This window comes from Methylobacterium bullatum, from assembly GCF_014845095.1.
GTDB lineage: Bacteria > Pseudomonadota > Alphaproteobacteria > Rhizobiales > Beijerinckiaceae > Methylobacterium > Methylobacterium bullatum.
The window spans coordinates 1-23495 of sequence record NZ_NKUG01000209.1; the positions used below are offsets into that span (position 1 = coordinate 1).

23 protein-coding genes are annotated in these 23495 nt (G+C 69.7%); 7 read left to right on the forward strand and 16 right to left on the reverse strand.

Annotation, left to right across the window (positions count from 1 at the left end; all coding sequences use genetic code 11):
- A partial coding sequence (gene metC, locus MBTS_RS21915; protein ID WP_192216471.1) for a cystathionine beta-lyase occupies positions 1 to 1174 on the forward strand: 1174 nt, incomplete at its 5' end.
- 37 nt (positions 1175 to 1211) lie between these two features.
- On the opposite strand, the gene MBTS_RS21920 is transcribed toward metC, so the two are convergent.
- The 5 genes from MBTS_RS21920 to MBTS_RS21940 form a co-directional block, all read right to left on the reverse strand.
- A complete protein-coding gene (locus tag MBTS_RS21920) occupies positions 1212 to 1820 on the reverse strand; it encodes a pyridoxamine 5'-phosphate oxidase family protein (RefSeq protein WP_192216472.1) in 609 nt (202 codons plus the stop codon).
- Positions 1821 to 1830: 10 nt separating this feature from the next.
- Positions 1831 to 2172 (reverse strand): lipid-A-disaccharide synthase N-terminal domain-containing protein, encoded by a 342-nt coding sequence (locus MBTS_RS21925; RefSeq protein ID WP_192216473.1) that lies wholly within the window; start codon positions 2170 to 2172, stop codon positions 1831 to 1833.
- A 4-nt stretch (positions 2173 to 2176) separates the two neighbouring features.
- Positions 2177 to 2944 carry a glycosyltransferase family 2 protein gene (locus MBTS_RS21930; protein ID WP_192216474.1) on the reverse strand — a complete coding sequence of 256 codons (768 nt, stop codon included), beginning with the start codon at positions 2942 to 2944 and terminating at the stop codon, positions 2177 to 2179.
- Entirely contained in the window at positions 2941 to 4665 is a 1725-nt protein-coding gene (locus MBTS_RS21935) for an ArnT family glycosyltransferase (protein ID WP_192216475.1), read from the reverse strand. The genes MBTS_RS21930 and MBTS_RS21935 overlap by 4 nt, the downstream gene beginning before the upstream one ends.
- A gap of 145 nt (positions 4666 to 4810) precedes the next feature.
- The gene (locus MBTS_RS21940) at positions 4811 to 5839 is read right to left on the reverse strand and encodes a GlxA family transcriptional regulator (RefSeq protein WP_238253886.1); all 1029 of its coding nucleotides are present in this window, start codon (positions 5837 to 5839) and stop codon (positions 4811 to 4813) included.
- Between the two features lie 85 nt (positions 5840 to 5924).
- Here MBTS_RS21940 and MBTS_RS21945 point away from each other — a divergent pair, with 85 nt between their 5' ends.
- Positions 5925 to 6623 (forward strand): DJ-1/PfpI family protein, encoded by a 699-nt coding sequence (locus tag MBTS_RS21945; RefSeq protein WP_056149672.1) that lies wholly within the window; start codon positions 5925 to 5927, stop codon positions 6621 to 6623.
- A gap of 3 nt (positions 6624 to 6626) precedes the next feature.
- On the opposite strand, the gene MBTS_RS21950 is transcribed toward MBTS_RS21945, so the two are convergent.
- Positions 6627 to 7097 carry a winged helix-turn-helix domain-containing protein gene (locus MBTS_RS21950; protein ID WP_056149674.1) on the reverse strand — a complete coding sequence of 157 codons (471 nt, stop codon included), beginning with the start codon at positions 7095 to 7097 and terminating at the stop codon, positions 6627 to 6629.
- An 89-nt stretch (positions 7098 to 7186) separates the two neighbouring features.
- The gene (locus tag MBTS_RS21955) at positions 7187 to 8305 is read right to left on the reverse strand and encodes a replication protein RepA (RefSeq protein WP_056149677.1); all 1119 of its coding nucleotides are present in this window, start codon (positions 8303 to 8305) and stop codon (positions 7187 to 7189) included.
- 726 nt (positions 8306 to 9031) lie between these two features.
- Here MBTS_RS21955 and mazG point away from each other — a divergent pair.
- Complete coding sequence (gene mazG / locus MBTS_RS21960; RefSeq protein WP_192216476.1) at positions 9032 to 9862, forward strand: nucleoside triphosphate pyrophosphohydrolase; 831 nt, start codon at positions 9032 to 9034, stop codon at positions 9860 to 9862.
- Positions 9863 to 9899: 37 nt separating this feature from the next.
- Here mazG and MBTS_RS21965 read toward each other — a convergent pair whose 3' ends face one another.
- The 4 genes from MBTS_RS21965 to pabB are packed head-to-tail and all read right to left on the reverse strand — an operon-like array spanning position 9900 to position 13156.
- Entirely contained in the window at positions 9900 to 10343 is a 444-nt protein-coding gene (locus tag MBTS_RS21965; protein WP_238253885.1) for a DoxX family protein, read from the reverse strand.
- The gene (locus MBTS_RS21970; protein ID WP_147832635.1) at positions 10316 to 11161 is read right to left on the reverse strand and encodes an aminotransferase class IV; all 846 of its coding nucleotides are present in this window, start codon (positions 11159 to 11161) and stop codon (positions 10316 to 10318) included. The genes MBTS_RS21965 and MBTS_RS21970 overlap by 28 nt, the downstream gene beginning before the upstream one ends.
- Complete coding sequence (locus MBTS_RS21975; RefSeq protein ID WP_147832634.1) at positions 11148 to 11750, reverse strand: anthranilate synthase component II; 603 nt, start codon at positions 11748 to 11750, stop codon at positions 11148 to 11150. The genes MBTS_RS21970 and MBTS_RS21975 overlap by 14 nt, the downstream gene beginning before the upstream one ends.
- Entirely contained in the window at positions 11747 to 13156 is a 1410-nt protein-coding gene (pabB, locus tag MBTS_RS21980; protein ID WP_147832633.1) for an aminodeoxychorismate synthase component I, read from the reverse strand. The genes MBTS_RS21975 and pabB overlap by 4 nt, the downstream gene beginning before the upstream one ends.
- Positions 13157 to 13427: 271 nt before the next feature.
- Between pabB and rimO the strand changes: the two genes are divergently transcribed.
- Positions 13428 to 14771 carry a 30S ribosomal protein S12 methylthiotransferase RimO gene (gene rimO, locus MBTS_RS21985; RefSeq protein WP_056149685.1) on the forward strand — a complete coding sequence of 448 codons (1344 nt, stop codon included), beginning with the start codon at positions 13428 to 13430 and terminating at the stop codon, positions 14769 to 14771.
- 25 nt (positions 14772 to 14796) lie between these two features.
- On the opposite strand, the gene pncA is transcribed toward rimO, so the two are convergent.
- Both pncA and MBTS_RS21995 read right to left on the reverse strand, forming a co-directional pair.
- Positions 14797 to 15432: a bifunctional nicotinamidase/pyrazinamidase gene (pncA, locus tag MBTS_RS21990; protein WP_192216477.1), complete on the reverse strand. Its 636-nt coding sequence runs from the start codon at positions 15430 to 15432 to the stop codon at positions 14797 to 14799.
- A 48-nt stretch (positions 15433 to 15480) separates the two neighbouring features.
- On the reverse strand, positions 15481 to 16455 hold the full coding sequence (locus MBTS_RS21995; RefSeq protein ID WP_192216478.1) for a quinone oxidoreductase family protein: 975 nt from the start codon (positions 16453 to 16455) through the stop codon (positions 15481 to 15483).
- A gap of 193 nt (positions 16456 to 16648) precedes the next feature.
- Between MBTS_RS21995 and MBTS_RS22000 the strand changes: the two genes are divergently transcribed.
- A complete protein-coding gene (locus tag MBTS_RS22000) occupies positions 16649 to 16852 on the forward strand; it encodes a hypothetical protein (protein ID WP_018043697.1) in 204 nt (67 codons plus the stop codon).
- 223 nt (positions 16853 to 17075) lie between these two features.
- Here MBTS_RS22000 and MBTS_RS22005 read toward each other — a convergent pair whose 3' ends face one another.
- Together MBTS_RS22005 and MBTS_RS22010 are read right to left on the reverse strand one after the other, a co-directional pair.
- On the reverse strand, positions 17076 to 17882 hold the full coding sequence (locus MBTS_RS22005; protein WP_147832631.1) for an alpha/beta fold hydrolase: 807 nt from the start codon (positions 17880 to 17882) through the stop codon (positions 17076 to 17078).
- A gap of 95 nt (positions 17883 to 17977) precedes the next feature.
- A complete protein-coding gene (locus MBTS_RS22010) occupies positions 17978 to 19369 on the reverse strand; it encodes a GntP family permease (protein ID WP_056149689.1) in 1392 nt (463 codons plus the stop codon).
- Between the two features lie 196 nt (positions 19370 to 19565).
- Here MBTS_RS22010 and MBTS_RS22015 point away from each other — a divergent pair, with 196 nt between their 5' ends.
- Complete coding sequence (locus tag MBTS_RS22015; protein ID WP_192216479.1) at positions 19566 to 20768, forward strand: FAD-dependent monooxygenase; 1203 nt, start codon at positions 19566 to 19568, stop codon at positions 20766 to 20768.
- A 3-nt stretch (positions 20769 to 20771) separates the two neighbouring features.
- Here the strand turns inward: MBTS_RS22015 and MBTS_RS22020 are convergent, their stop codons facing one another.
- Positions 20772 to 22052, reverse strand: coding sequence for a patatin-like phospholipase family protein (locus MBTS_RS22020; RefSeq protein WP_192216480.1), 1281 nt, complete (start codon positions 22050 to 22052; stop codon positions 20772 to 20774).
- 329 nt (positions 22053 to 22381) lie between these two features.
- Between MBTS_RS22020 and MBTS_RS22025 the strand changes: the two genes are divergently transcribed.
- Entirely contained in the window at positions 22382 to 23434 is a 1053-nt protein-coding gene (locus MBTS_RS22025; protein ID WP_192216481.1) for an HpcH/HpaI aldolase/citrate lyase family protein, read from the forward strand.
- Positions 23435 to 23495 lie beyond the last annotated feature (61 nt).

Genomic DNA, 23495 nt, shown 5'->3' on the forward strand with positions numbered 1-23495 from the left:
CCGCGATCCCGCCCGCTTCGGCCCGGCCACACGCCTCGTCCATGCGGGGCGCGACCCCTCCGCGCAGCATGGCTTCGTCAACACGCCGATCTATCGCGGCTCGACGGTGCTGTTCCCGACCTATGACGACCTGCAGCACCGGCGCGGGCGCTACGATTACGGCACCAGCGGCTCGCCGACGATGGATTCGCTCACCCAGGCCTGGAGCGAGCTCGCCGGGGCGGCGGGCACGGTGCTCACCCCCTCCGGCCTGGCCGCCCTCACGGTCGCCCTGATGAGCGTGGTGAGCGCGGGCGACCATCTCCTCGTCACCGACAGCGCCTACCGCCCCACCCGCATCTTCTGCGACGGCGTGCTGAAGCGCTTCGGCGTGGAGGTGACCTATTACGATCCCCTCGTCGGCGCCGGCATCGGCGAGCTGATGCGCGCGAATACGAAAGCGGTGCTGGTGGAGGCGCCGGGCTCGCAGAGCTTCGAGATGCAGGACGTGCCGGCCATCGCGGAGGTCGCCCATGCGCATGGCGCCGCCGTCATCATGGACAATACCTGGGCGACGCCGCTGTTCTTCCCGCCGCATGAGCGGGGCGTCGACATCGCCGTGGAGGCGGGGACCAAATATCTCAGCGGCGGCTCGGACCTGCTCCTCGGCCTCACCTCGGCCAACGAGCGATACTGGCCGGCGCTCCACCGCACCTTCGAGCATTTCGCCATGTGCGCCGGGCCGGAGGATGCGTTCCTGGCCCTGCGCGGCCTGCGCACCATGAACCTGCGCCTGCGCGAGCACGAGCGCCAGGGCCTCGCCATGGCGCGCTGGCTGCAGGCGCGGCCGGAAGTGCTGCGGGTGCTGCATCCGGCCCTGCCGGAGGATCCCGGCCACGCCATCTGGAAGCGGGACTTCTCCGGGTCGTCCGGCCTGTTCGGAGTGGTCCTCAAACCGGCTCCGGCGAACGCCGTGGCGGCGATGCTCGACGGGCTGGAATTGTTCGGGATGGGCTTTTCCTGGGGCGGCTTCGAGAGCCTCGTCATCCCGTTCGATTGCCGCACCTACCGCACCGTCACGCGCTGGGAGCCGGGCGGACCGGGCTTGCGCTTCCATATCGGCCTCGAGGAAGTTTCGGATTTGCAGGCCGATCTCGATGCCGGATTTTCGCGGTTACGCGCCGCGATGGGGTGAGCCCCTCCCTCCTCCTTGTGGGGAGGAGGGGTTGTATTCACGGCGCCAGCCAGGTTCCCGCCCAGCCGTCGCCGTCCCGCTTCCAGGCGGCGCGCCGGTGTCCCCGCCGGTCGAGGAACAGGAATTCGAGCCGGGTGGCGCTCACCTGAACCGCGCAGAAATTCGGCCGGCCGGCGGCGATGGCCGCGTCGGTCTCCGGCAGGAAATAGCCCTCGCCCGAGGCGAGTTCGGTTCCGGGTCCCGGCGCCACGCCGTAGCAGACCCGGCTCATCGTCATCGATCCGTCCCAGGCGGCATCCGCCAGGGCATCGTCGGTATGGAGCGTGGCCGGACCCGAGACCCGGATCTGGACCTTGCTCGCCGAATCGTAGCCGTGCAGCGCGGCCCGGCCGGAGGCGGCGATCTCGTCGGCCTTGCGGGACCGGCGGTCGCAATGGAAGCGCAGGATCCCGGTCCGCCGCTCGGCCTCGCGCAGGACGATGGTGCGGACCTGCGGGCAGCCGTCGGCATCCACCGTGGCGAGGGCCGGCATGTGGAAGGCGTTGCGGCGCAGCCTCGGCCCGTCCTCCAGAAGCCGCCAGAGATGGGCCAGGCTGGCGTCGAGATCGTCGAAGAAATCCGGCAGCGCAATCGTCGGGGGAGTCATGCCGAGGACGTCACGGAACGGAATCCGCCCCGGGCTTCCGACGCTCTTCCTTCAGGATCAGCGCGACGTTGCGCAGATAGATGCCCGTCGAGAGAGCCTGCCCGAAGATGATGACCGGCTCGCGCCGCACCAGCCCGTAGACCAGGGTCATCAGCCCGCCCGCGATGGAGAGGAACCAGAACGAGAGCGGCATGACGCTGCGGCCGGCCTTCTCGCTCGCCAACCATTGCAGGATGAAGCGGGCACCGAACACCACCTGGGCCAGGATGCCGAAGACGAGCCAGCCGTCGAACTTGGTGACGAAGATGTCATAGGCGTAGCCGCCCAGATCTTCCGAAAGCTGCATCAGCATGGGTTCAGGCCTCCCTGTCCGTGACGAGCGCGACCTCCACCGCCTCGGGCGAGGGCCGCTTGCGGCGGATCAGCCACCACACCCCCGCGAGATCGAGGAGGCCGACCCAGAGCCGGTCGAACAGGCCGTAATTGGAGCGCCCGGTGAAACGCGGCCGGTCGACCACGTCGGCATGGACCACGCGGTAGCCCTCGCGGGCGACGAGGGCCGGCATGAAGCGGTGCAGCGCATCGAAATAGGGCAGCGCCCGGTAGACCTCGCGCCGGAACACCTTCATGCCGCAGCCGGTATCGCGGGTGTCGTCCTTGAGGATGCGGCCGCGCACGCCGTTGGCGATGCGCGATTGCAGGCTCTTCAGGCGCCCGTCCTTGCGGCCGACGCGCTGGCCCTGGGCCAGGCCGGTGCTCCGGCCGCCTTCCTCCAGGGCCGCCACCAGAGCGGGGATGAAGGCCGGATCGTTCTGGCCGTCGCCGTCCAGGGTCGCGATGAGGGCGCCCCGCGCCACGGCGACGCCGCTGCGGATCGCGGCCGACTGCCCGCCGCTGCGGGCATGGCGGATCACGCGCAGCCAGGGCCGGCTGCGGCGCAGATCCGCGAGGATCGCCCCGGTGGCGTCGGTGGAGCCGTCATCCACGTAGATCACCTCGAACGGGACCAGGGCCGAGCAGGCGCGCTCGATCTCGGTGACGAGGCTCTCGACATTGCCGGCCTCGTTCTTCACCGGGACGACGATGGACAGGCGGGTGGAGGGGGCTGTGTCGGTTTGGGTCACGGGGTCACCGCATAGGCCGAGAGGTCGATCCGCCGGCCGCTGTTGATGTTGAAGCCGGAGACCCGGCCCACCGGGGCAGCCTTAACGCTTGTTTCCGCCCGCCGGAACTCGTCCAGGAGCGGCTCGGTGACGAAGACGAGGCGGCAACCGCCCCCTGCCAGGAACTCCGCCGCCTCGGCACCGGTGTTCATCATGGCGAGATCGGTCCCGATGAGGAAGACGAGGCTCGGCTCGCGGTAGCCGAGGCTGGCGACCTTCGGGGCGGCGCAGGGCAGCCCGTCGCGGAGGGCGGCGAGGCGCGGCGAGACCTTCAGCGCCGCGAGCACCGGCTGGGTCAGCCCGAACACCGCCGGCGAGAGCAGGGCCGAGGCCAGGATAGCGCAGGCCAGCGCCCGTTCGGGCAGGCGGCGGGCGAACAGGACGACAGCGAGGATCGCGGCAGCGCAGGAGGCCAGCAGCAGCGGCAGCCCGGCGACGGGGATCACGTGGTCGAAGGTCCAGGCCACCCCGACGAGGCCGAGGGTCAGGCCGACCGGGATCAGCACCACCAGGGCGGCCACGGCCCTGGCTCCCCGCCGGCCCGGATCGAGGGCGCCGCGCGCCACGGCCAGGAGGGTGAGGATCGCCACGGCCGGCATCAGCGGCAGGACGTAATGCGGCAGCTTGGTCGGCACCGCCTCGAACAGGATCCAGGCGGGCACGATCCAGGCGAGGAGGAACGCGATCGCATCGTCGCGCCGGTTGGCGAAGGCGAAGGGCGCGCTCAGCGCCGCGAAGGCAGCTCCCGGCCAGAAGGTGGCGAAGAACACCGCCAGATAGGTGCCGGGCGGCGCGCCGTGCTTCTCGGCGGCACCGCCGACCTTGCCCAGCATGTCGTGCCCGACCGCCTCGCCGAAGAACGCGCCGCCGCTCTTCCAGGCGATGGCGACGAACCAGGGGGCGACGATGGCCAGGGTCAGCCCGAGGCCGAGGCCGGGACGCAAATCCATGAGCCAGCGGCCGGACCGCTCCTTCAGCGACAGCGCGAGCGCGGCGAGCCCGACGAAGAGCGGCACCATCGGCCCCTTGATCAGGATGCCGATCGCCATGGCCAGCCAGAACACCAGCACGGTCGTGAGATCGGGCCGGCCCCGCGTCCGTCCGGGCGTGATCCGGCCGAGCCAGACCCGCGCCAGCGCGCCCATCGCGGCGACCGAGCAGGCGGTGAGGAGGGCGTCCGTCTTGGCGAGGCGCGCCTCCGCCGAGATCATGATGCAGGCCGAGAACAGGGCGGCGGCGACGAGCGCGCCCCGGCGCGGCAGGAAGGCGAGGGCCGCCCAGTAGGTGAACAGGCTCGCCAGCAGCGCGCCGATCAGCGAGGGCACGCGATAGAGCGCGATGGTGGTGCGGGCCCGGTCGAGCCCCAGGGCCTCGGCCCCCTTCACCACGGAGGCCTGCACCCAGTAGATCCCCACCGGCTTCTTGTGGCGCGCCTCGCCCTGGAATCGGATGTCGACGATATCGCCGGTCTCGATCATCTGCTTCGAGGCCTGGGCGAAGCGCGGCTCGTCGCGGTCCATCGGCTGGAGCGAGACGAAGCCCGGCAGGAAGCAGACGAGGCAGAGAGCCAGGAGCAGGGCGCAGGCGCGGGCATGGCTCGCCGAGGCCGCCTCGATCAGCCTGTCGAGGAAACCCGCTTCGGCGCCGGGCGGGACGGCATGTCCGGCATCGGCGGTTCTCATGAGACGGGACGCAGTGGGGCGGACATGGGGCGGCTCCGGGCCGACGGGCAGCCCTTGACGATCGGTCGATGCCGCGACGGGCGGCGGTGTCGATGATGCGGCCGGGAAAGTCAAATTCGCCCGCATCGGAGGAGGGCTGCCAGGATCACGCAAAAGCAGCGAAACGACGGCGGTACTCGCCGGGCGTCGTCGCGATCCGGCGCAGGAAGACCCGGCGCAGGGTCTCCTCCGCGCCAAAGCCACAGCGTTCGGCGATGCGCTTCAGCGGCAGGTCGGTCTCCTCCAGCAGCCGGCGGGCGGCCTCGAAACGGATGCCCTCCATCGCCTCGGCCGGGCTGCGGCCCGTCGCGGCGCGGTAATGCCGGGCAAAGCTGCGCGGGCTCATCCCGGCCCGGTCGGCCAAAGCGGGGATCGTCAGATCGGCGGCGAGGTTCTCGCCGATCCAGGCATGGAGGCGGCCGAACCGGTCGTCGCCGCCCTGGAGCGAAAGGGCGGCGCTGAACTGGGCCTGCCCGCCGGGGCGCTTGAGGAACACGACGAGGTGCCGCGCCACGGCCAGGGACGTCTCCCGCCCGAGATCGGCCTCCACCAGGGCGAGCGCGAGATCGATGCCGGCAGTGACCCCGGCCGAGGTCCAAAGCGCGCCGTCGCGGATGAAGATCGGGTCGGCCTCGACCCTCGCCGCCGGATAGAGGGCCCGGAGGGCGTCGCAGCGGGTCCAGTGGGTCACCACCCGGCGGCCGTCGAGGAGGCCCGCCGCCCCGAGGAGGAAGGCGCCGGTGCAGACCGAGGCGACGCGGTGCGACCGGGCGGCCCGCGCGCGCAGCCAGCTCCGAAGGTCGGCATTGTCGAGCTGGGCCTGAACCCCTCGCCCGCCGGCGACGATCAGCGTGTCGATGGAGCCGGTATCCGGGACCAGCCCCTCGGCCGTCAGCGCGAGGCCCGACGAGGTGGCGACGGAGCCGGCGCGCTCGGCGACGACGCTGACGCGATAAGGGGATGGCCGGCCGGCATCGACGAAAAGGTCGTTGGCGGTGGCAAAGACCTGGAGCGGACCGGCCACATCGAGGAGTTGCACCCCGGGATAGGCCAGGATCGCCACGGTGATGATCGCCCCGGCGAGGGGCGGCTCCCGAAGCGGATGGTTTGGCAGGATAGGAGGGTTTTTGGTCATGTCGGCCGGCAACCTGCGCCGGTATCGTCGGACCTGTCCAGTCGCGGACTTTCCGTTGCCGCCCCCCCTCCCGGAGACCCTTGCCATGTCCCAGACCGAGATCCGCTTCGAGATCGGCCTCCTGACCTTCGAGGGCGTGCAGCAACTCGACCTCACCGCGCCCTACGAGGTCTTCGCCTCGCTGCCGGGGGCGCGCGTCCATCTCGTCGGCCTCGACCGCGCCACCATCGTCAGCGCCACCGGATTGCCGCTGACGCCCACGACGGATCTTACCGCCTGCCCGCCCCTCGACCTCCTGTGCATTCCGGGCGGGATCGGCGTGAACGCCCTGATGACGCACGCGCCCGTGCTCGATTTCGTGCGCGCCCAGGCCGAGCGGCCGATCCTCGTCACCTCGGTCTGCACCGGCGCCCTCATCCTCGGGGCGGCGGGCCTGCTGCGGGGGAAGCGCGCGACGACCCATTGGGGCGCCCTCGACCTGCTGGCCGCGTTCGGGGCGATCCCGGTCGACGAGCGGATCGTGCGCGACGGACGGATCATCACCGGAGGCGGCGTCACGGCCGGTCTCGATTTCGCCCTCGCGGCGGTGGCCGAGCTCGCCGGCCGGACGGAAGCCGAGACGATCCAGTTGGCCCTCGAATACGCGCCGGCCCCGCCCTTCTCGGCGGGCCATCCCGGCACGGCCTCGCCCGAGGTGGTCGCGGCGGCCCGCGCGCGATTCGCCGCCTCGCGCGCCGCCCGCGAAAAGATCATCGCCGAGATCACCCGGAATGGGCGGTTCTGAGCCTCATTCGTCGTCGGGCCCGGAGGCGAGGGCATAGACCGCGTCGCCGAGGCGCTGGAACGGACCGTCGGGTCCCGAGCGCTTCCAGAGCCGGGTGTTGAGGGCGGCCACCGGGTCGATGCCGGGGACCGACAGGCCGCGCAGGGTCAGTCCCTCCAGGATCTCGGCGGCATGGAGGGGACGGCCCGCCTCCTCGAGGATCTCGGAGGCCGCCTCTATGAGGAGACGGCCCTCGCGCCGGGCCTGCGACCGGTCGCCGCCGGACTCGCCGGCGGGCTCTTCGCTTGCCGTATCCGGCGACGGGGCGACCGGGGCCGGATCGCGCCACCCGTCCACTGCCCCTCGGGCGGGCACGGATATCCGACGCCCGATATCGAGGAAGAGCGTGAGGTCGGCGATGGCCCGCTCGATGCGGGACCGTTCACGATAGAGGTCGGAGAGGCGCGCCTCGGCCTCGGCTTCCGTCAGGAACATGGTGGCACCTCTGGAATATTCCAATTACGGAATATCTAACAGAAGACGCATCATAATGGAATATTCCCAACGGATATTTGGAAGATGCCTCAGCCCGCGAGGGCGCGCCGTGCCGCACCGGCCTTGGATGCGCCCGCCTTCGCCCCGCCGAGCCTGGGCGGCACCAGCAGGGCGCTGGGATGGGCGGGCTGGAGCATCATGCCGGCCTCGTCGAGGGAGACGGGCAGTTTCGGGAAGACCTCCTGCATATGGGCGAGATCGGCCTTGAACGCCTGCCGGAAGCTGCGGATGCTGGCATTGTCGGCGCCGAACTGGCTGTGCAGGTTGGCCCAGGTCAGCCGCAGCGGGCGCTGCAGGACGCGCAGGCGGTAGCCGAGCCAGAACAGGAGATCGAGCTTGCGGGCCGATCCGGCGAAGGCGCGGGCCGCGCGGATATCCACCGGCAGGGCGTGCTGGATCAGGTTGTCGTAGAAATCCTGGTGGAACTGGACGGTCTTCGACCAGACCTGCCCCTCCCCCGATCCGTGCGAGAGCCAGAGGTCGAGTTGGCGGAAGGGCGGCACGTTGAGGGTGCTGGCCTTGTCGCTGCCGTCCCAGAGGCCGATCTGCAGGGTGCAGGCGGCGAGCCGGTTGAGCTGTTCCTTGAACTGCCGGATCGTGCCGCGCTCGCCGCCGGTGACGGAAAATCCCATCTCCTTCATGAAGCCCGACAGGCTGTCGGCCACCGTGATGGTGGGGCTGCGCTGGCGCACCGCCTCGGTGCAGAGATGCAGCAGGACGAGGCGGGCCTTGGGGCCGTAGGGCAGGCCCTGGAACTCCATCTCGCCATTGACCGGGTTCTTGAGGCGGCCGGCCAGCAGGCTGAGGGAGTTGCGGCCGTATTCCCGGAAGAACTCGCGGGCATCGCCCGGATCGCGATAAGGCAGGCCGCACAGGGCCAGCACGCTGTGGATGTGCTGCAGGTTCTCCGGCAGGGTCGGTTCGTTCTCGATGACCTCGCGCACCATGTCGCGCCGACGCCGGTCGCGGGGCATGGCGCCGCGCATGTCGGCGGCCTCGCGCAGGATCGAGGCCTCGGCGTCGCGGGCACGCTGCCGGTGGAGGATGTGCTCGACGATGCTTCCGAACAGGAAGCTGCCGCGGCCGGCCTCGACCTCCTCCAAGAGGTCGGGATCACGGATCTGGGCGAGTTTCTCCTCGATCCCCATGGCTGTCATCGATACCGGCGGCCTCGTCACTGAACGTCCGCCATCGCACGATTCCGAGGCCAGGAGTCGCCGGGGCCGGATCTTATCCCGACAATCCACGGAGTCGGGCCAAGGGCTCGGCGAAGGGCCCGGCCACGAAACCTGGCAACCGGGGGATGGGCCGCACCCGTTCGGCGATCCCGCCACCGGAAGAGACCGCCCCCTGGCCGTTCCGGCGCCTACGCAGAGTTCGATACGGGCCGGAATTCCGTTCTATCCCCATACTTCACCGGCAAACCCCGTTCTCCCCGCAGAATTCCATACGGATCGGCGCAGAATCCCATACGGATCTGGGCCGCGACAGCGCAGAATCCGATACGGAGTCACGCAGAGTTCGATACGTCCGCGCGCAGAGTTCGATACGCGAAAGGGGCTCAACACACGGGACGACCACGCGAATTCGCCGTCCCATATAACTTGCTGAACTGACTCTCTAAAAAGAGGTTACTGATATCTTTCCTAAGGGTCCGGTGGATCGTTCGTTTTGCCGGACAGCACGATTTTTTGATCGATATCTTGGAATTTCCAGAATTCCTCCTCTCCCGGTCCACAGGTTCGGCACAGACGAGGATGGACCGCGCACCTTGCGACAGCGGGTTGAGGGAACCCCGCCGCGTGGCCTAACCCTGGTCCGACACTCGCTTCCGCTTCTCCCCGATCCTCCGATTTCCCAAGCGTGGTGAACCCGTGACATCCGACTCGCCGATCGAGACCCTGCTGCGATTGATGGCGACCCTGCGCGATCCCGAACGGGGCTGCGCCTGGGACCAGGTCCAGACCCTCGAAACCCTCGCGCCTTACACGCTGGAGGAAGCCTACGAAGTGGTGGACGCCATCGAACGCGGCGATCTTGCCGATCTCCAGGGGGAACTCGGCGACCTCCTGCTTCAGGTCGTGTTCCAGGCGCGGGTCGCCGAGGAGGCCGGGAGCTTCGCCTTCGACGACGTGGTCCGGACGATCTGCGACAAGCTGATCCGGCGGCATCCGCATGTGTTCGAGGCGGATGGGTCGCCGCTGGCGGACGGCCCCGAGCGCCTGAGCCTGGCGCAGCTCGACGCCAATTGGACCGCCTCGAAAGCGGCGGAGCGGTCGGAGAAGACGGGGCGGTCCGAACACGCCGGGGGCGACCTCCTCGGCTCCGTCGCCAAGGCCCTGCCCGCCCTCACCCGGGCCGAGAAGATCAGCCGCAACGCGGCGCGGCACGGATTCGATTGGCCGGACGCGGCCTCGGTCATCGCCAAGATCCGCGAGGAGGTGGACGAGGTCGCCGACGCGCTCGGGCGGGACGATCCGGATCACCTCGCCGAGGAGATCGGCGACCTGCTCTTCGCGGTGGTGAATCTCGCCCGGCATTCCGGAATAGACCCGGAATATTCCTTGAAAAGAGGGAATATCAAGTTCGAGCGGCGCTTCCACGCCATGGCGGCTTTGATCGCGGAGGATGGGGCAAGCCTGGACGAGGCCGATCTTTCCGCCATGGAGGCCGCCTGGCAGCGGGTGAAGCGTTCGAAAGCCTGATCGCCGGCTCGCTTCGGTCCGTTCGCCCGCGCGCGCTCTAGCGCCGCCCGAACGGCCAATCGACGATCCGCGTGGCGTGGAGCGCCCACCAGACCAGAACCGGCTGCAGGGCGAGGCGGGGGCCGTGATACCACCAGCTGTCGGGCAGGCCGGGAACGGAGATCCCCTCCACCGCGTGCTTGATGTTGGCCGGGAACACGCAGATCGCGTAGGCGGCCAGGGCGTAGCCGGCGGCGCGGCGGGTGCGCGCGACGAACAGGCCCGCCACGCAGGCGAGTTCGTAGAAGCCCGTCAGGATGACGACCTGCCTCGGCCAGGGCACCCAATCGGGCATGATCGGCAGGAACTTGTCGGCGGCCGCGAGGTGGAGGAGGCCGATGCCGCCATAGAGCGCGGCGAGGCATAGCCGCGAGAGCAGGCGGCTGTGGGCCTTCGGCGCGATGCCGCCCGGCCTCACGCCGCTTCCGGCGCGACGCCGCATTCCTCGGCGATGAGACGGCGGAGCCCGTGGCTCAACGCGGCAACGGCTTCGTGCCCGCCGGGAAACGCCGTCGTCCCGATCGCCGTGACGGGGGACAGGCCGCGCAGGGAATTGGTCATGACCACCGCCTCGGCGGCCAGGACCTCCTCGAGGGCGAGGGAGCGTTCCGTGGTCCCGATGCCGAGGGATCGCGCCAAGCCGAGAACCTGCGCCCGGACGATGCCGGGCAGCACGCCGTCCGACAGGGGCGGGGTGACGAGGCGCCCGTCCAGGATTGCGAAGAGGTTGCCGGTCCCGGCGCAGGCGAGGTGGCCTCTGGTGTTGAGGAACAGGGCCTCGTCGAGGCCCCGCGCCCTCGCCTCGCGGGCGGCGAGGATGGCGTCGAGATAGCCCAGCGTCTTGATCCTCGCGGCCGGCGAGGTCTCGTTGCGGCGGATCGTGCTCGGATTCAGCGAAACCGGCGCGAAACCCGATCCCGCCCGGCGCGGCGTGGCGGCGATCCACCAGACCGGGCGGGCCGGCTCCGGCGGGGCGAGGCCGCGCGGGCCGGAGCCGCGGGTGATCGTGGTGCGGAGCGCCCCGTCGCCGATGGCGGCGGCGACGAGATGCATCGCCTCCCCCACCGCTTCCCGGTCGATGGAAAAGCCCAGATCCGCGGCCGAGGCGGCGAGCCGGGCGAGATGCGCCTCCCGGAAGGCGATGCGGCCTCCGAGGCAGAGGGCCGTGTCGAAGAGACCGTCCCCGAGGGTCAGGCCCCGGTCGGCGAGGTCGAAACCGTGGCGGTTGCCCTCGTGGAGGGCGCCGTCAAACCACAGCATCGCGGGTCTCCCGCCACCGGCGCGCCAGGTCGAGGAAGTTGCCGAACACCGCGTGGCCGTTCTCGGTCAGCACCGATTCCGGGTGGAACTGCACGCCCATCGTCGGGTGGCGCCGGTGGGACAGGGCCATCACCTCGCCCTCCCCCGACACGGCGTCGATAACGAGGGATTCGTCCATGCCGGGCTGGGGCGTGACGATGAGGGAATGGTAGCGGCCCACCTGCATCGGGTCGGGCAGGCCCGCGAACAGGCCGGACCCGTCATGCCGGATCGCCGTCGCCTGGCCGTGGAGCGGCCGCGCCGCCCGCTCGACCCTTCCACCGAAGGCCGCGCCGATGGCCTGGTGGCCGAGGCAGACGCCGAGGATCGGGATCTCGCCGGACAGGGCCTCGATGGCGGGCAGGGTCACGCCGGCCTCGTTGGGGGTGCAGGGGCCGGGAGAGAGGATCAGCGCCTCGGGGGCGATCGCGCGGATGCCGGCGACGTCGACGGCGTCGTTGCGCAGCACCTTCACCTCCTGGCCGAGCTCCTCCACGTAGCGCACCACGTTGAAGACGAAGGAATCGTAATTGTCGACGACGAGGATCATGGCGCCCCGCGCTCGTTCCGGTCGGGCTCGAAGGCAGCGAAGACCCGAGCCGCCTTGGTCAGGGTCTCCTCGTATTCGGCGGCCGGGTCGGAGAGGAGCGTCACCCCTCCCCCGGCCTGGAGCACGGCGCGGGCCTCGTCCATGAACACGGTGCGGATGGCGATGGAGGTGTCGAGCGACCCGTCGAACCCGATGGCGCCGATGGCGCCGCAATAGAGCTCGCGGGCATCGCCCTCGATCTCCGTGATGATGTCCATGGCGCGCAGTTTCGGCGCCCCGGTAATCGAGCCGCCGGGGAAGGTGGCGGCGATCAGGTCGATGGCGTCGAGGCCCTGGCGCAGGGTCCCGGTCACCACCGAGACGAGGTGATGGACCGAGGCGTAGGATTCGAGCCCGCACAGGACCGGCACCTTGACGCTGTGCGGCTCGCAGATGCGCGAGAGGTCGTTGCGCAGGAGATCGACGATCATGATGTTCTCGGCCCGCTCCTTGACGTTGGCCTGGAGCGCTTCGCCCAGAGCCCGGTCCTCGGCGGGATCCTCCACCCGGCGCACGGTGCCCTTGATCGGCCGGGTCTCCACCGCCCTGCCCTGCAGCTTCATGAAGCGCTCGGGGCTGCTCGACGCGATGGTGAGAGCACCGAAGGACAGATAGGCGCCGAAGGTCGCCGGGTTGGTCTCGCGCAGGCGGTGATAGAGCGAGAAGGGATCGTATCCCGCCGGCAGCGCCGCCTCGAAGCGCTGGGCGATGTTGGCCTGGTAGATGTCCCCGGCCCGGATGTAGTCGCGCACCGTCTCCACCGCCGCCTCGTAGGAGGCCCTGGTGAAGTTGGAGTGCCAGGCAAGCGGCGGCGTCTCGGTCCTCGGCCTGGGGCCGGCGGCCGCGAGCAGCTCCGCGAAACGGTCGAGCCGCGCCCGTGCCCGGTCGGCGCGGGCGGATTCCGTGAGCTCCGGAAAGCCGGTGGCGACGAGCCGGCAGGTCCGGCTGTCATGGTCGATGGACAGGACCGTGTCGTAGAGGTTGAAGGCGATGTCGTCGGTGAGGCCGGCGCGGCGGGCCGGCGGCCTCACCCGCTCCAGGCTCGCGCCGAGATCGTAGGCGAAATAGCCGATGGCCCCGCCGGGAAAGCCGGTTCCCTCGTCGCCCGCCAGCCGGTAGGGCGCGAGGCAGGCGCGCAGGGCCTCCAGGCCAGTTTCGCCGGATTGCCGCCCCTCGAGGGGCCGTCCGTCGAGCGTCGCGCGGCCGTTCGCGTAGCGGAACCGCCCGAACGGGTCGGCGGCCACGATCGAGACGCGCCCCAGGGTCTCGTGGCGCATGGCGCTGTCGAGGAAGGCCAGCCCCGGCAGGGACGAGAACGCCTCCGCCGCCGCGACGGGATCGATGAAGGGGATCTCGCGGGTCCACATGATGCTGTCGGACTTAAGAGCTTCGCGCGGGCGGGGACACGGGCCCCTCCTGCGGCATGGTTTCCTGATAACGCGCCACAGGTGACACGGGTCGCGGTTCGACGGAAGCCGCGCGGGCTGCATGGGCCGTGCAGGCTGTCGGCATGGTGCCCGGAACCGCCGCCCTCGCAACCGCGCGACGATGGGCGTATAGGAAGGCTGCAACCCGGCACCCTCCGCCCCGAGAATCACGGCCGGTCGAGTTTTCCTCGGCCGCGACCGACGAGCGACCATGACCGTACCCGTCACCATTCCGACCCCGGCGAAAGCCGCGCCCAAGATCTCGTTCGTCTCTCTCGGCTGCCCCAAGGCGCTGGTGGATTCCGAGCGCATCCTCACGCATCTGCGGGCGGAAGGCTATGAGCTCGCGCGCCGGCATGACGGGGCGGATGTGGTCATCGTCAACACCTGCGGCTTCCTCGATTCGGCCAAGGCCGAATCGCTCTCGGCCATCGGCGAGGCCATGGCCGAGAACGGTCGCGTCATCGTCACCGGCTGCATGGGCGCGCAGCCCGAGGAAATTCGCGAAAAGTATCCGAACCTCCTCGCGGTGACCGGGCCGCAGGCCTACGAATCGGTGGTCGCCGCCGTGCACGAGGCGGTGCCCCCGGCGCACGACCCGTTCCTCGATCTTGTGCCGCCGCAGGGGGTGAAGCTCACCCCACGCCATTACGCCTATCTGAAGATTTCCGAGGGCTGCAACAACCGCTGCACCTTCTGCATCATTCCTTCCCTGCGCGGCGACCTGGTCAGCCGGCCGGCGGGCGACGTGCTGCGCGAGGCCGAGAAGCTGGTCAAAGCCGGCGTCAAGGAATTGCTGGTGGTCTCGCAGGACACTAGCGCCTACGGCGTCGATATCCGCTACGCCACGAGCCCCTGGCGCGACCGAGAGGTGCGGGCGAAGTTCTACGATCTCTCCGCCGAACTCGGCGAGCTCGGTGCCTGGGTGCGGATGCATTACGTCTATCCCTACCCGCACGTGGACGACGTCATCCCGCTGATGGCCGAGGGCAAGATCCTTCCCTATCTCGACATGCCGCTGCAGCACGCCAGCCCGTCCGTGCTCAAGCGCATGCGCCGGCCGGGCAACCAGGAGAAACAGCTCGAACGGATCCGGCGCTGGCGCGAGATCTGCCCGGACCTCGCCATCCGCTCGACCTTCATCGTCGGCTTCCCCGGCGAGACCGAGGCCGAGTTCGAAGAACTGCTGACTTGGATCCGCGAAGCCAAGCTCGAGCGCGTCGGCTGTTTCGAATACGAGCCCGTAGGCGGCGCGGTGGCCAACGGACTCGGCGATCTCGTCCCGCCGGAACTCAAGGCCGAGCGCAAGCGCCGCTTCATGGAGGCGCAGCAGGGTGTCTCGGCCCGCTTGCAGAAGGCGCGCGTGGGCAAGCGCCTGCCCGTCATCATCGACGAGGCCAATGGCGGCATCGCCAAGGGCCGCTCGAAATACGACGCGCCGGAGATCGACGGCAACGTCCACGTCACCTCGCGCCGGCCGTTGCGGGTCGGTGACATCGTCACCGTGAAGATCGAGCGGGCTGACGCCTACGACCTCTACGGGAGCGCGGTGTAGGACCGCGCACCGGCGTGTTCAGGCTCTACCCGCCCCCGATCGCTCCGCTCGTGATCCGTTCGATCCCGGCCTCACGCATGGTCGCCCAAGCGCGTTCCACCGATCCGTCGATATCGATCCCCCGCACCGCATCTTCGATGACGGTGACGGCAAAGCCTGCCTTGCGGGCATCGAGCGCGCTCCAGAGCACGCAGTAATCGGTGGCGAGACCGGTGAGATAGAGGTGTTCGAACCCGCGCTCGCGCAGGTATCCGTCGAGCCCCGTTCGCGTATTCCGATCGGCCTCCAAGAAGGCCGAGTAGCTGTCGGTATGGGCATGATAGCCCTTGCGCATGACCAGTTCGGCCCAATCGACGTGAAGCTCGGACGAGAAACGGGCACCGGGCGAGCCCTCGACACAATGGTCGGGCCAGAGGACCTGAGGGCCGTAGGCGAGGTCCACGGTCTCGAAGGGGGACTTCCCCGCATGGCTGGAGGCGAAGGAGACATGGCCCGGCGGATGCCAGTCCTGGGTCAGGACCACGTGCGGGAACAGGGCGGCGAGGCGGTTGATCGGGGCGATCACCGCATGACCGTCCGGCACCGCGAGGGCTCCGCCGGGCAGGAAGTCGTTCTGGACGTCGACCACGAGGAGAAGGTCACGCTCGTCTGGGGGCATCATCCGCCTCCTCCTGTCTTCAGGTGATCCCGGGATCACGGGATACCCGGATCACGGGGTCATGACCGTGGCTCCCGTGGTCTGGCGTCCGGCCAGATCCTTGTGCACCTGCACCGCGTCGGCGAGCTTCGCCCGCGCATGGACGGGGATCTTCACCGCCCCGCTCGCCACCACGCCGAACAGGTTCTCGGCCATGGAATCGAGGGTGGCCCGCGTCCCCGCATGGGTGAACAGCGTGGGCCTCGTGGCGAAGAGCGAGCCCTTCTGGGCGAGGAGGGCCAGATTGAAGTTCTCGATCGGGCCGGAGGCGGAGCCGAAGCTCACGAACATCCCCAGCGGGGCGATGCAGTCGAGGGAGGCCGGGTAGGTGTCCTTGCCGACGCCGTCATAGACGACGCGCACGCCCTTGCCGCCGGTGATCTCCTTCACCCGCGCGGCGAAATCCTCGTCGCGGTAGAGGATGACGTGGTCGCAGCCATTGGCCCGCGCCAGCTCCGCTTTCTCGGCCGAGCCCACCGTGCCGATGACGGTGGCGCCGATATGCTTGGCCCATTGGCAGGCGATGAGGCCGACGCCGCCGGCGGCGGCGTGGAACAGGATCGTGTCGCCCGGCTTCACCGGGCATGTCCGGTGCAGGAGATACTCGGCGGTGAGGCCCTTCAGCATCATGGCCGCGGCGGTGGCGTCGTCGACCCCGTCGGCGAGATGCACGGCGGCGCCGGCATTGATCACCACCTCCTCCGCATAGGTACCCTCGGCCGAACCGTAGGCCACGCGCTCACCCACCCGGAACCCGGTGACGCCCTCGCCGATGGCGGCGACCACGCCCGCCCCCTCCTTGCCGGGCGTGAAGGGGAGCTGCGCCGCCTTGTAGGCGCCCGAGCGGAAGTAGATGTCGATGAAGTTGACGCCGATGGCCGTCTGGCGGACGCGGATCTGGCCGGGGCCGGGCTCGCCGACCGCCACCTCCTCGTAGCGCATCACCTCGGGCTCGCCATACTCGTAGACCCGGATCGCCTTGGGCATCGTCGTCTCTCCTCGTCTGTTCGATGGACGCGACATAAGCTACCGGCCTTAAGGAGCAAGCCCGGCGCTGCCGATAGAGGTGCCCGGCCGGAGGCGCGGGCGGCATGGCCGTTGCAGACCATCGCCCGGCTTCGCGTGAGACAGGCCGGTCGGTATCGTTCCCCGGCAGCTGCGCAGGAGGGGGCCGCGTTCCATGGAAGAGATCGTCTGGATCAGGCCCGCCGATTACGATCCCGCCGTCGTCGCGGGGCTCGTGTTCCAGCCGGAGCCAGGCCTTCCCGCCTTCGAGGTCATGGACCGCTGCCGGGTGGTGATGATGTTCAAGGCCGGGATCGCCTGGGAGATCAGGCCGTTCACGCAACTCACCTTGAAGATCGTCGAGGAGCCGGAAGGCTGAAGCTTTTCACGGGATCCGCGACAGTTCCAGGTCGCGGCGGATCGCCAGGAGGTCGAGGACAGCGATAACCAGCCAGGGACCTGCGATCCCGATGAAGAATGCCATGGTGAGCTCTCCTCTCCCGGCGATGATCCGGCACCGCCGCATCGGACGATAGGACAGGTCCCGGCAGTCGGCAAACGGGAGTTCGGTCTGTCGCAACGCCCTGACCCCGCGAGATGCCTCAGGGCCGTCCGGCGGCGTTCAGGATCAGCCTCGCGATCGTGTCGGGCTGGGAGATCAGGGACAGGTGGCTCGCCGTCACCTCGATCGTCGTGGCGCCCATCCTCTTCGCCATGAAGCGTTCGAGATCGGGGTCGATCGTCCGATCCTCCGTCGAGACCGCGTAGAAGCTCGGCTTCGATCGCCAGGCCGCCTGGGTGGTCCTGCCCGCCAGCAGCGCCTTCGCGAAGGGCTGCTGCACCGCGTAGAGCACCTTCGCCTTCGCCTCGGGAAGGTCGCCGGCGAAATCACGCAGGAAGGCCGCCTCGCCGAGGCGCCCGTATTCGCCGTCGAAGACGATGCCGGCGCTGGCGGGGGGCGTCGGAAAGGTTCGTGCCAGGGCCGCATAATCCTCGCCGGCATCCGGCGCGCGGGCCGCCACGTAGACGAGGGCGGATACGTTCGGATCGGTGCCGGCCTCGGAGACGATCATGCCGGCGAAGGAATGGCCGACGAGCACGGTCGGCCCGTCCTGCCGCGCCAGCACCCGCCGCACCGAAGCCACCGCCTCGTCGAGGGTGGTCAGCGGGTTCTGCACGGAGGTGACGGTCAGGCCCGCCGCCTGCAGCCGCGCGATGACCTCGGACCAGCACGACCCGTCGGCAAACAGGCCGTGGACGAGGACGACGTTCCGCGCCGGCGGCGGGGCCGCCTTGCCTGGGTCCGCCTTGCCTGGGTCCGCCTTGGCTGATTCCGCCTTGGCCGGGTCCGCGCCAAGCGGGAATGCGGCACCGGCGGCCGCGAGTGTCAGGAAGGTTCGACGATCCATCGGAAGGCTCCCGTCGCATCGGATGTCGCGGCATTGGCCGCCCGCGCCCTGAGAAAGTCCAGGCCATCGGGAACCGCGATGCCTCTGACCGAGCCTCACACCAGCCCGGTCAGGTAATAGACCCCGATCACGAGAAACACCGCGCTGGTCTTGAGCACGGTGATCGCGAAGATGTCGGCATAGGCCTGCCGGTGTGTCAGCCCCGTCACCGAGAGCAGGGTGATGACGGCGCCGTTATGGGGCAGTGTGTCCATGCCGCCGCTCGCCATGGCGGCCACCCGATGCAGCACCTCCATGGGGATATGGGCCGCCTGCGCCGCCGCGATGAAGGTGGAGGACATGGCGGCGAGGGCGATGCTCAGCCCTCCGGAGGCCGAGCCGGTGATGCCGGCCAGCGCCGTCACCGTCACCGCCTCGTTCACCAGCGGGTCGGGGATGGCCGACAGGGCCTCGCGGATGACGATGAATCCCGGCAGTGCCGCGATGACCGCGCCGAACCCGTATTCGGAGGCCGTGTTCATGGCCGCCAGCAGCGAGCCGGCCACCGCCGCGCGGCTACCCTCGGCGAAGCTCTTCGAGACCGGTTTCCAGGCGAAGACGAAGACCGTGAGGATGCCGGCCAGCAGCGCCAGTTCCACCGCCCAGATCGCGGTGACCGACGAGACCGTGGTGACGATGGGCTTGTCGAGCCCCGCCAGCATGGTCTCGGTCTTCGCCCCGTAGAGGCGCGGGATGAGCGCGGTGAAGGCGAGGTTCGAGAGGCCGACCACGACGAGCGGCAGCAGCGCCACCAGGGGATGCGCCAGGGCTTCGTCGGAGACGGGCGTCGGCTCGTTGGTGTGGCCGCTGCCGTAGCCCTCTCCTCTGGCCTTGGCCGAGGCGATGCGCCGGTCGAGATAGGCCACGCCGGCCACGAGGATGAAGGCGGCGCCGATCAGACCGAGCCAGGGGGCCGCCCAGGTGTTGGTGCCGAAGAAGGTGGTGGGGATGATGTTCTGGATCTGCGGCGTGCCGGGCAGCGCATCCATCGTGTAGGAGAAGGCGCCGAGCGCGATGGTGCCGGGGATGAGGCGCTTGGGGATCTCGCTCAGCCGGAAGGCTTCCGCCGCGAAGGGATAGACCGCGAACACCACGACGAAGAGCGAGACGCCGCCATAGGTGAGCAGGTTGCACACCAGCACGATGGAGAGCACCGCCCGGCGCGCGCCCACGAGATCGATCACCGCCGTGACGATCGACCGCGAAAAACCCGAGAGCTCGATGACCTTGCCGAACACCGCGCCGAGGAGGAAGACCGGCAGGTACAGCTTCACGAAGCCGACCATTTTCTCCATGAACAGGCCGGAGAAGACCGGCAGCACGGCGGACGGGTCGGTGAGGAGCACGGCGAGGAGCGCCGCCACCGGGGCGAACAGGATGACGCTGAAGCCGCGATAGGCGACGAGCATCAGGAATCCGAGCGCCAGCAGCGCGATGGCGAGGCTCATGACGACGCTCTCATGATGGGGCAACCTCCGGGGCACTCTGCCCCTGTCGGGACGCTCAGCTGATGCTAGAAGCCGCAGCGTGGCAATGCCACAGCGAGGTGACCCGAGACGGACGGCACCTATTTGAAACGGCAGCGGTCCGGTCGGTGCCGCTTCGACTGGTCTGGTGAGGGCACCCCTCGCCGAGGAGCGATGCATGGATTCGTCCCCTCCCCGTTTCGACGTGGCCGTCGTCGGCGCGGGTGCCGCCGGGCTCGGTCTCGCCCTGGCTTTGGCCCGAGAGGGCATCGCCACGGCCCTCGTCGGCCGCCACGCCCCCGTCGCCGATGGACGCACGGTCGCCCTCCTCGACGGGTCGGTGCGCTTCCTCGACGCGCTGGGGGCCTGGGCGGAGGTGGCGCCGCATGCAGCACCGCTCGCCGAACTCCATATCGTCGATGACACGGGCAGCCTGTTCCGCCCGCCGCCGGCCCGGTTCGTGTCCACCGAGATCGGCCTTCCCGCCTTCGGCTGGAATGTGGAGAGCGCCCGCCTCGTGGAGACCCTGCGGGCGCAGGCCCGGTCGGCTCCCGGCCTGACCCTGTTCGAGAGCGACGCGGTGGGGCTGGAACGGGATGCCGACGAGGCCCGGATCGGTCTGGAAGAGGGCGGGCCCGTCGCCGCTCGCCTCGTCGTCGGCGCGGACGGGGCCCGCTCGCGCATGCGGGAGCAGGCCGGCATCGCCACCAGGGAGTGGTCCTACCCGCAGGCCGCCATCACCACGCTGCTCGCCCACGAGCGCCCGCACCGGGACGTCTCCACCGAGTTCCATACCCGGCAGGGGCCGTTCACCCTGGTCCCCCTCCCCGGTGGGCATCGGTCCAGCCTCGTCTGGGTCACCGGCGCGGGACCGGCGCGGCGCCTCTCCGAACTGGAGGATGCCGACCTCGCGCGCGCCATCGAGAACCAGGCCCAGGCCATGCTCGGGGCCATGCGCATCGACGGGCCGCGCGGGCTCGTGCCCATGCGGGGCCTCTCCGTCGCCTCCCCGGTCGGGCCGCGCATCGCCCTTGTCGGCGAGGCGGCCCACGCCTTCCCTCCCATCGGTGCGCAGGGGCTCAATCTCGGCCTGCGCGATGCGGCGGCGTTGCGCGACAGCGTCCTGGCCGCGACCTCGGACGGGCGCGATCCCGGCGCGCGCCAGGCCCTGTCCGGCTTTGCCCGGTCCCGGTCGCTGGATGCCCGCCTGCGCACGGCGGCGGTGGACACCCTCAACCGCAGCCTGCTCAGTTCTTTGATCCCCATCGACGCCCTGCGCGGCCTCGGACTCCTGGCGATGACGACGATCGGACCGTTGCGCCGCATCGTCATGCGCGAGGGGGTTCTGCCGCGCCTCGGCGCACCCTCGCTGATGCGGTGACGGTCAGCGCCGGGCGAGACTCGTCGGCGATTCCGCCGACCCGACACGTTCGCCCGTCGATCCGGTGGGGATCGAGGCGGCGGGGGTTCCGCGGCTGAAGGCGGTGCCGTCGCGCCCGAGGCTCTCGCCATGGGCGAACAGGGCCTTCATGTAATCCTGGTCGAAGGGTGCCGAGCTGGTGCGCGTGAACCGGTTGTCGATCTCGGCCACCTCGAGATCGAGGCCGTTGCGTTCGGCGAAACGCTCCGTGAGGGCGAGCGCCGCGCGGGTCTGCGCCTTGATCGCGGCGGACATCGCGCGGCCGAGCACGCTCAGGGTCGTGCGTGTGGCCATCTGGAAGTCCGGTGTCACCGTGTTGTTGACCACGAGGTAGACCGTTCTCGTGGGAAGCCTCACCTTGGCCTTGCCGAGGATCGCGGCTTCCGGCGCCAGGTAGAACGGCGCCGTGGTGCCGCCATCCGCATGCATTTCCTGGAAGCGCTTCCCGTCCGTACCGACCACGTCGATCATCACCGGCGGGAACACGCCCGGCACCGCCGAGGAGGCGAGGATGATCGAGCGGAACAGGTCGAGTGCCTTCGGGCTGCCCTCGGAGGCGATGGCGCCCATGTCCCACAGGACCGGGCGCTCGCTGTCCACGGCGGTGGTCGCCACCAGCAGGCGCCGTCCCTTGGCGTGCTCGGCGGCGATGTCGGCGAGAAGCTTGCCCGTCACCATCCGGTCGATCCGGCGCTTGAGCGGCCAGGTATCGGTGAGGGCCTCATTGGTGCCGCCGAACTCGAACACGTCGGCGGCGGAGATCTCGGTATAGGCCCGCGCCAGCGTCGCATCGGCGCTGGAGCCGAGGAAGGCGAAGGGCGCGATCATCGCCCCCGTGCTCACCCCGGTGATGATTCCGAAATCGGGCCGGTCGCCGGCCTTCGACCAGCCGTTGAGGAGGCCGGCGGCGAAGGCCCCGTTCTCGCCGCCACCCGACAGGACAAGCCACGGATCGGCCGCCGCGCTCGCCCCGTCGATGAGGCTCTGGAATGCCTTGGTGTCGTCGGCCGCGATCCGTAGCTGGCCCTTCAGGCCGTCGGGCCGGGCCTCGGCGGCGTCACCGGCCGTGAACGGCACGCGCTCGGATGCTCTGGCGGGCGATGCCTTGGAGGAGTCCCTGGGAGAAGCGGTTCTCGCCGGAGCGCCCGCATGGGCCGGAGCGGCTTCGCCCGGCGCGGCGACGCTCAGCATCGCGACGAGGCCGGCAGCGTAGAGGAGACCGTGTCGGGTCGATGATCCGGACATGAGAGAGTGTCCTTGATGAGTCTCGAAACGCCCGCCTCTGTTGCGAGAACCCGGCCTGTACCCGCCGGTTCCTACCCGCTGCACGGGCCCCTGCGTCGAACATGCGCCAGCGCACGTCGTTGGGAAAGTGGTCTTCGCCTCGAACCCGCCTTTACGTGGGGGGTAACCTTGACTAACCGCTTCGAGGCTAGAGCCTCACCCCGAAAAGTCCGACCCGAGTTTTCGGCAAAGATGATGCGCCCTGAACATCCTATGGCATCGTCCTGAATACGATATCCAGAGCGATGACCCAGTCCGACGATCGATCGACACACGGAGCCCGAGACCCCATGAAATTGCCGCGCCGCTTCTTCCAGCCCCTCGCCACTGGCGCCCCGGCCCCGTTCCGTGACCTGCCGGTGAAGCTCGAGCGGATGATCCACTTCGTGCCGCCTCACAACGACAAGGTCCGCGCCCGCGTGCCGGACCTCGCCGCCACCGTGGACGTGGTGCTCGGCAACCTCGAGGACGCCGTGCCGGTCGACCAGAAGGAGGCGGCCCGCAAGGGCTTCGTCGCCATGGCGCAGGCGACCGATTTCGCCGCGTCCGGCACAGGCCTGTGGACCCGTATCAACGCCCTCAACAGCCCCTGGATTCTCGACGACCTGTTCGAGATCGTGTCCCAGGTCGGGGACAAGCTCGACGTGGTGATGGTGCCCAAGGTCGAGGGTCCGTGGGACATCCACTACATCGACCAGCTCTTGGCCCAGCTCGAAGCGAAGCACGGCGTCGGCAAGCCGATCCTCGTCCACGCCATCCTGGAGACGGCCGAGGGCGTCGCCAACGTGGACGCCATCGCCTCCGCCTCCCCGCGCATGCACGGTATGAGCCTCGGCCCCGCCGATCTCGCCGCCTCGCGCGGCATGAAGACCACCCGCGTCGGCGGCGGCCACCCGGATTACCGCGTCATCGCCGACCCGACGAGCGACGGCGCCGCCCGGGCCAGCGCCCAGCAGGACCTCTGGCACTACACCATCGCCAAGATGGTCGATGCCTGCATGGCCAACGGCCTCAAGGCCTTCTACGGCCCGTTCGGCGACTTCTCGGACGGGGATGCCTGCGAGGCCCAGTTCCGCAACGCCTTCCTCATGGGCTGCGCCGGCGCCTGGACCCTGCACCCGAACCAGGTCGCCATCGCCAAGCGCGTCTTCGCCCCCGATCCGGCGGAGGTCGCCTTCGCGATGCGGATCGTCGAGGCGATGCCGGACGGCACCGGTGCGGTGATGCTCGACGGCAAAATGCAGGACGACGCCACCTGGAAGCAGGCCAAGGTCATCGTCGATCTGGCCCGGCTGGTGGCCGAGAAGGACCCGGAACTCGCCCAGACCTACGGCCTGAAGTGACCTCTGGCCCGAACTGAGATGGCCTCCCCTGGCTCCCCTCTCCCCGCACGCGGGGAGAGGG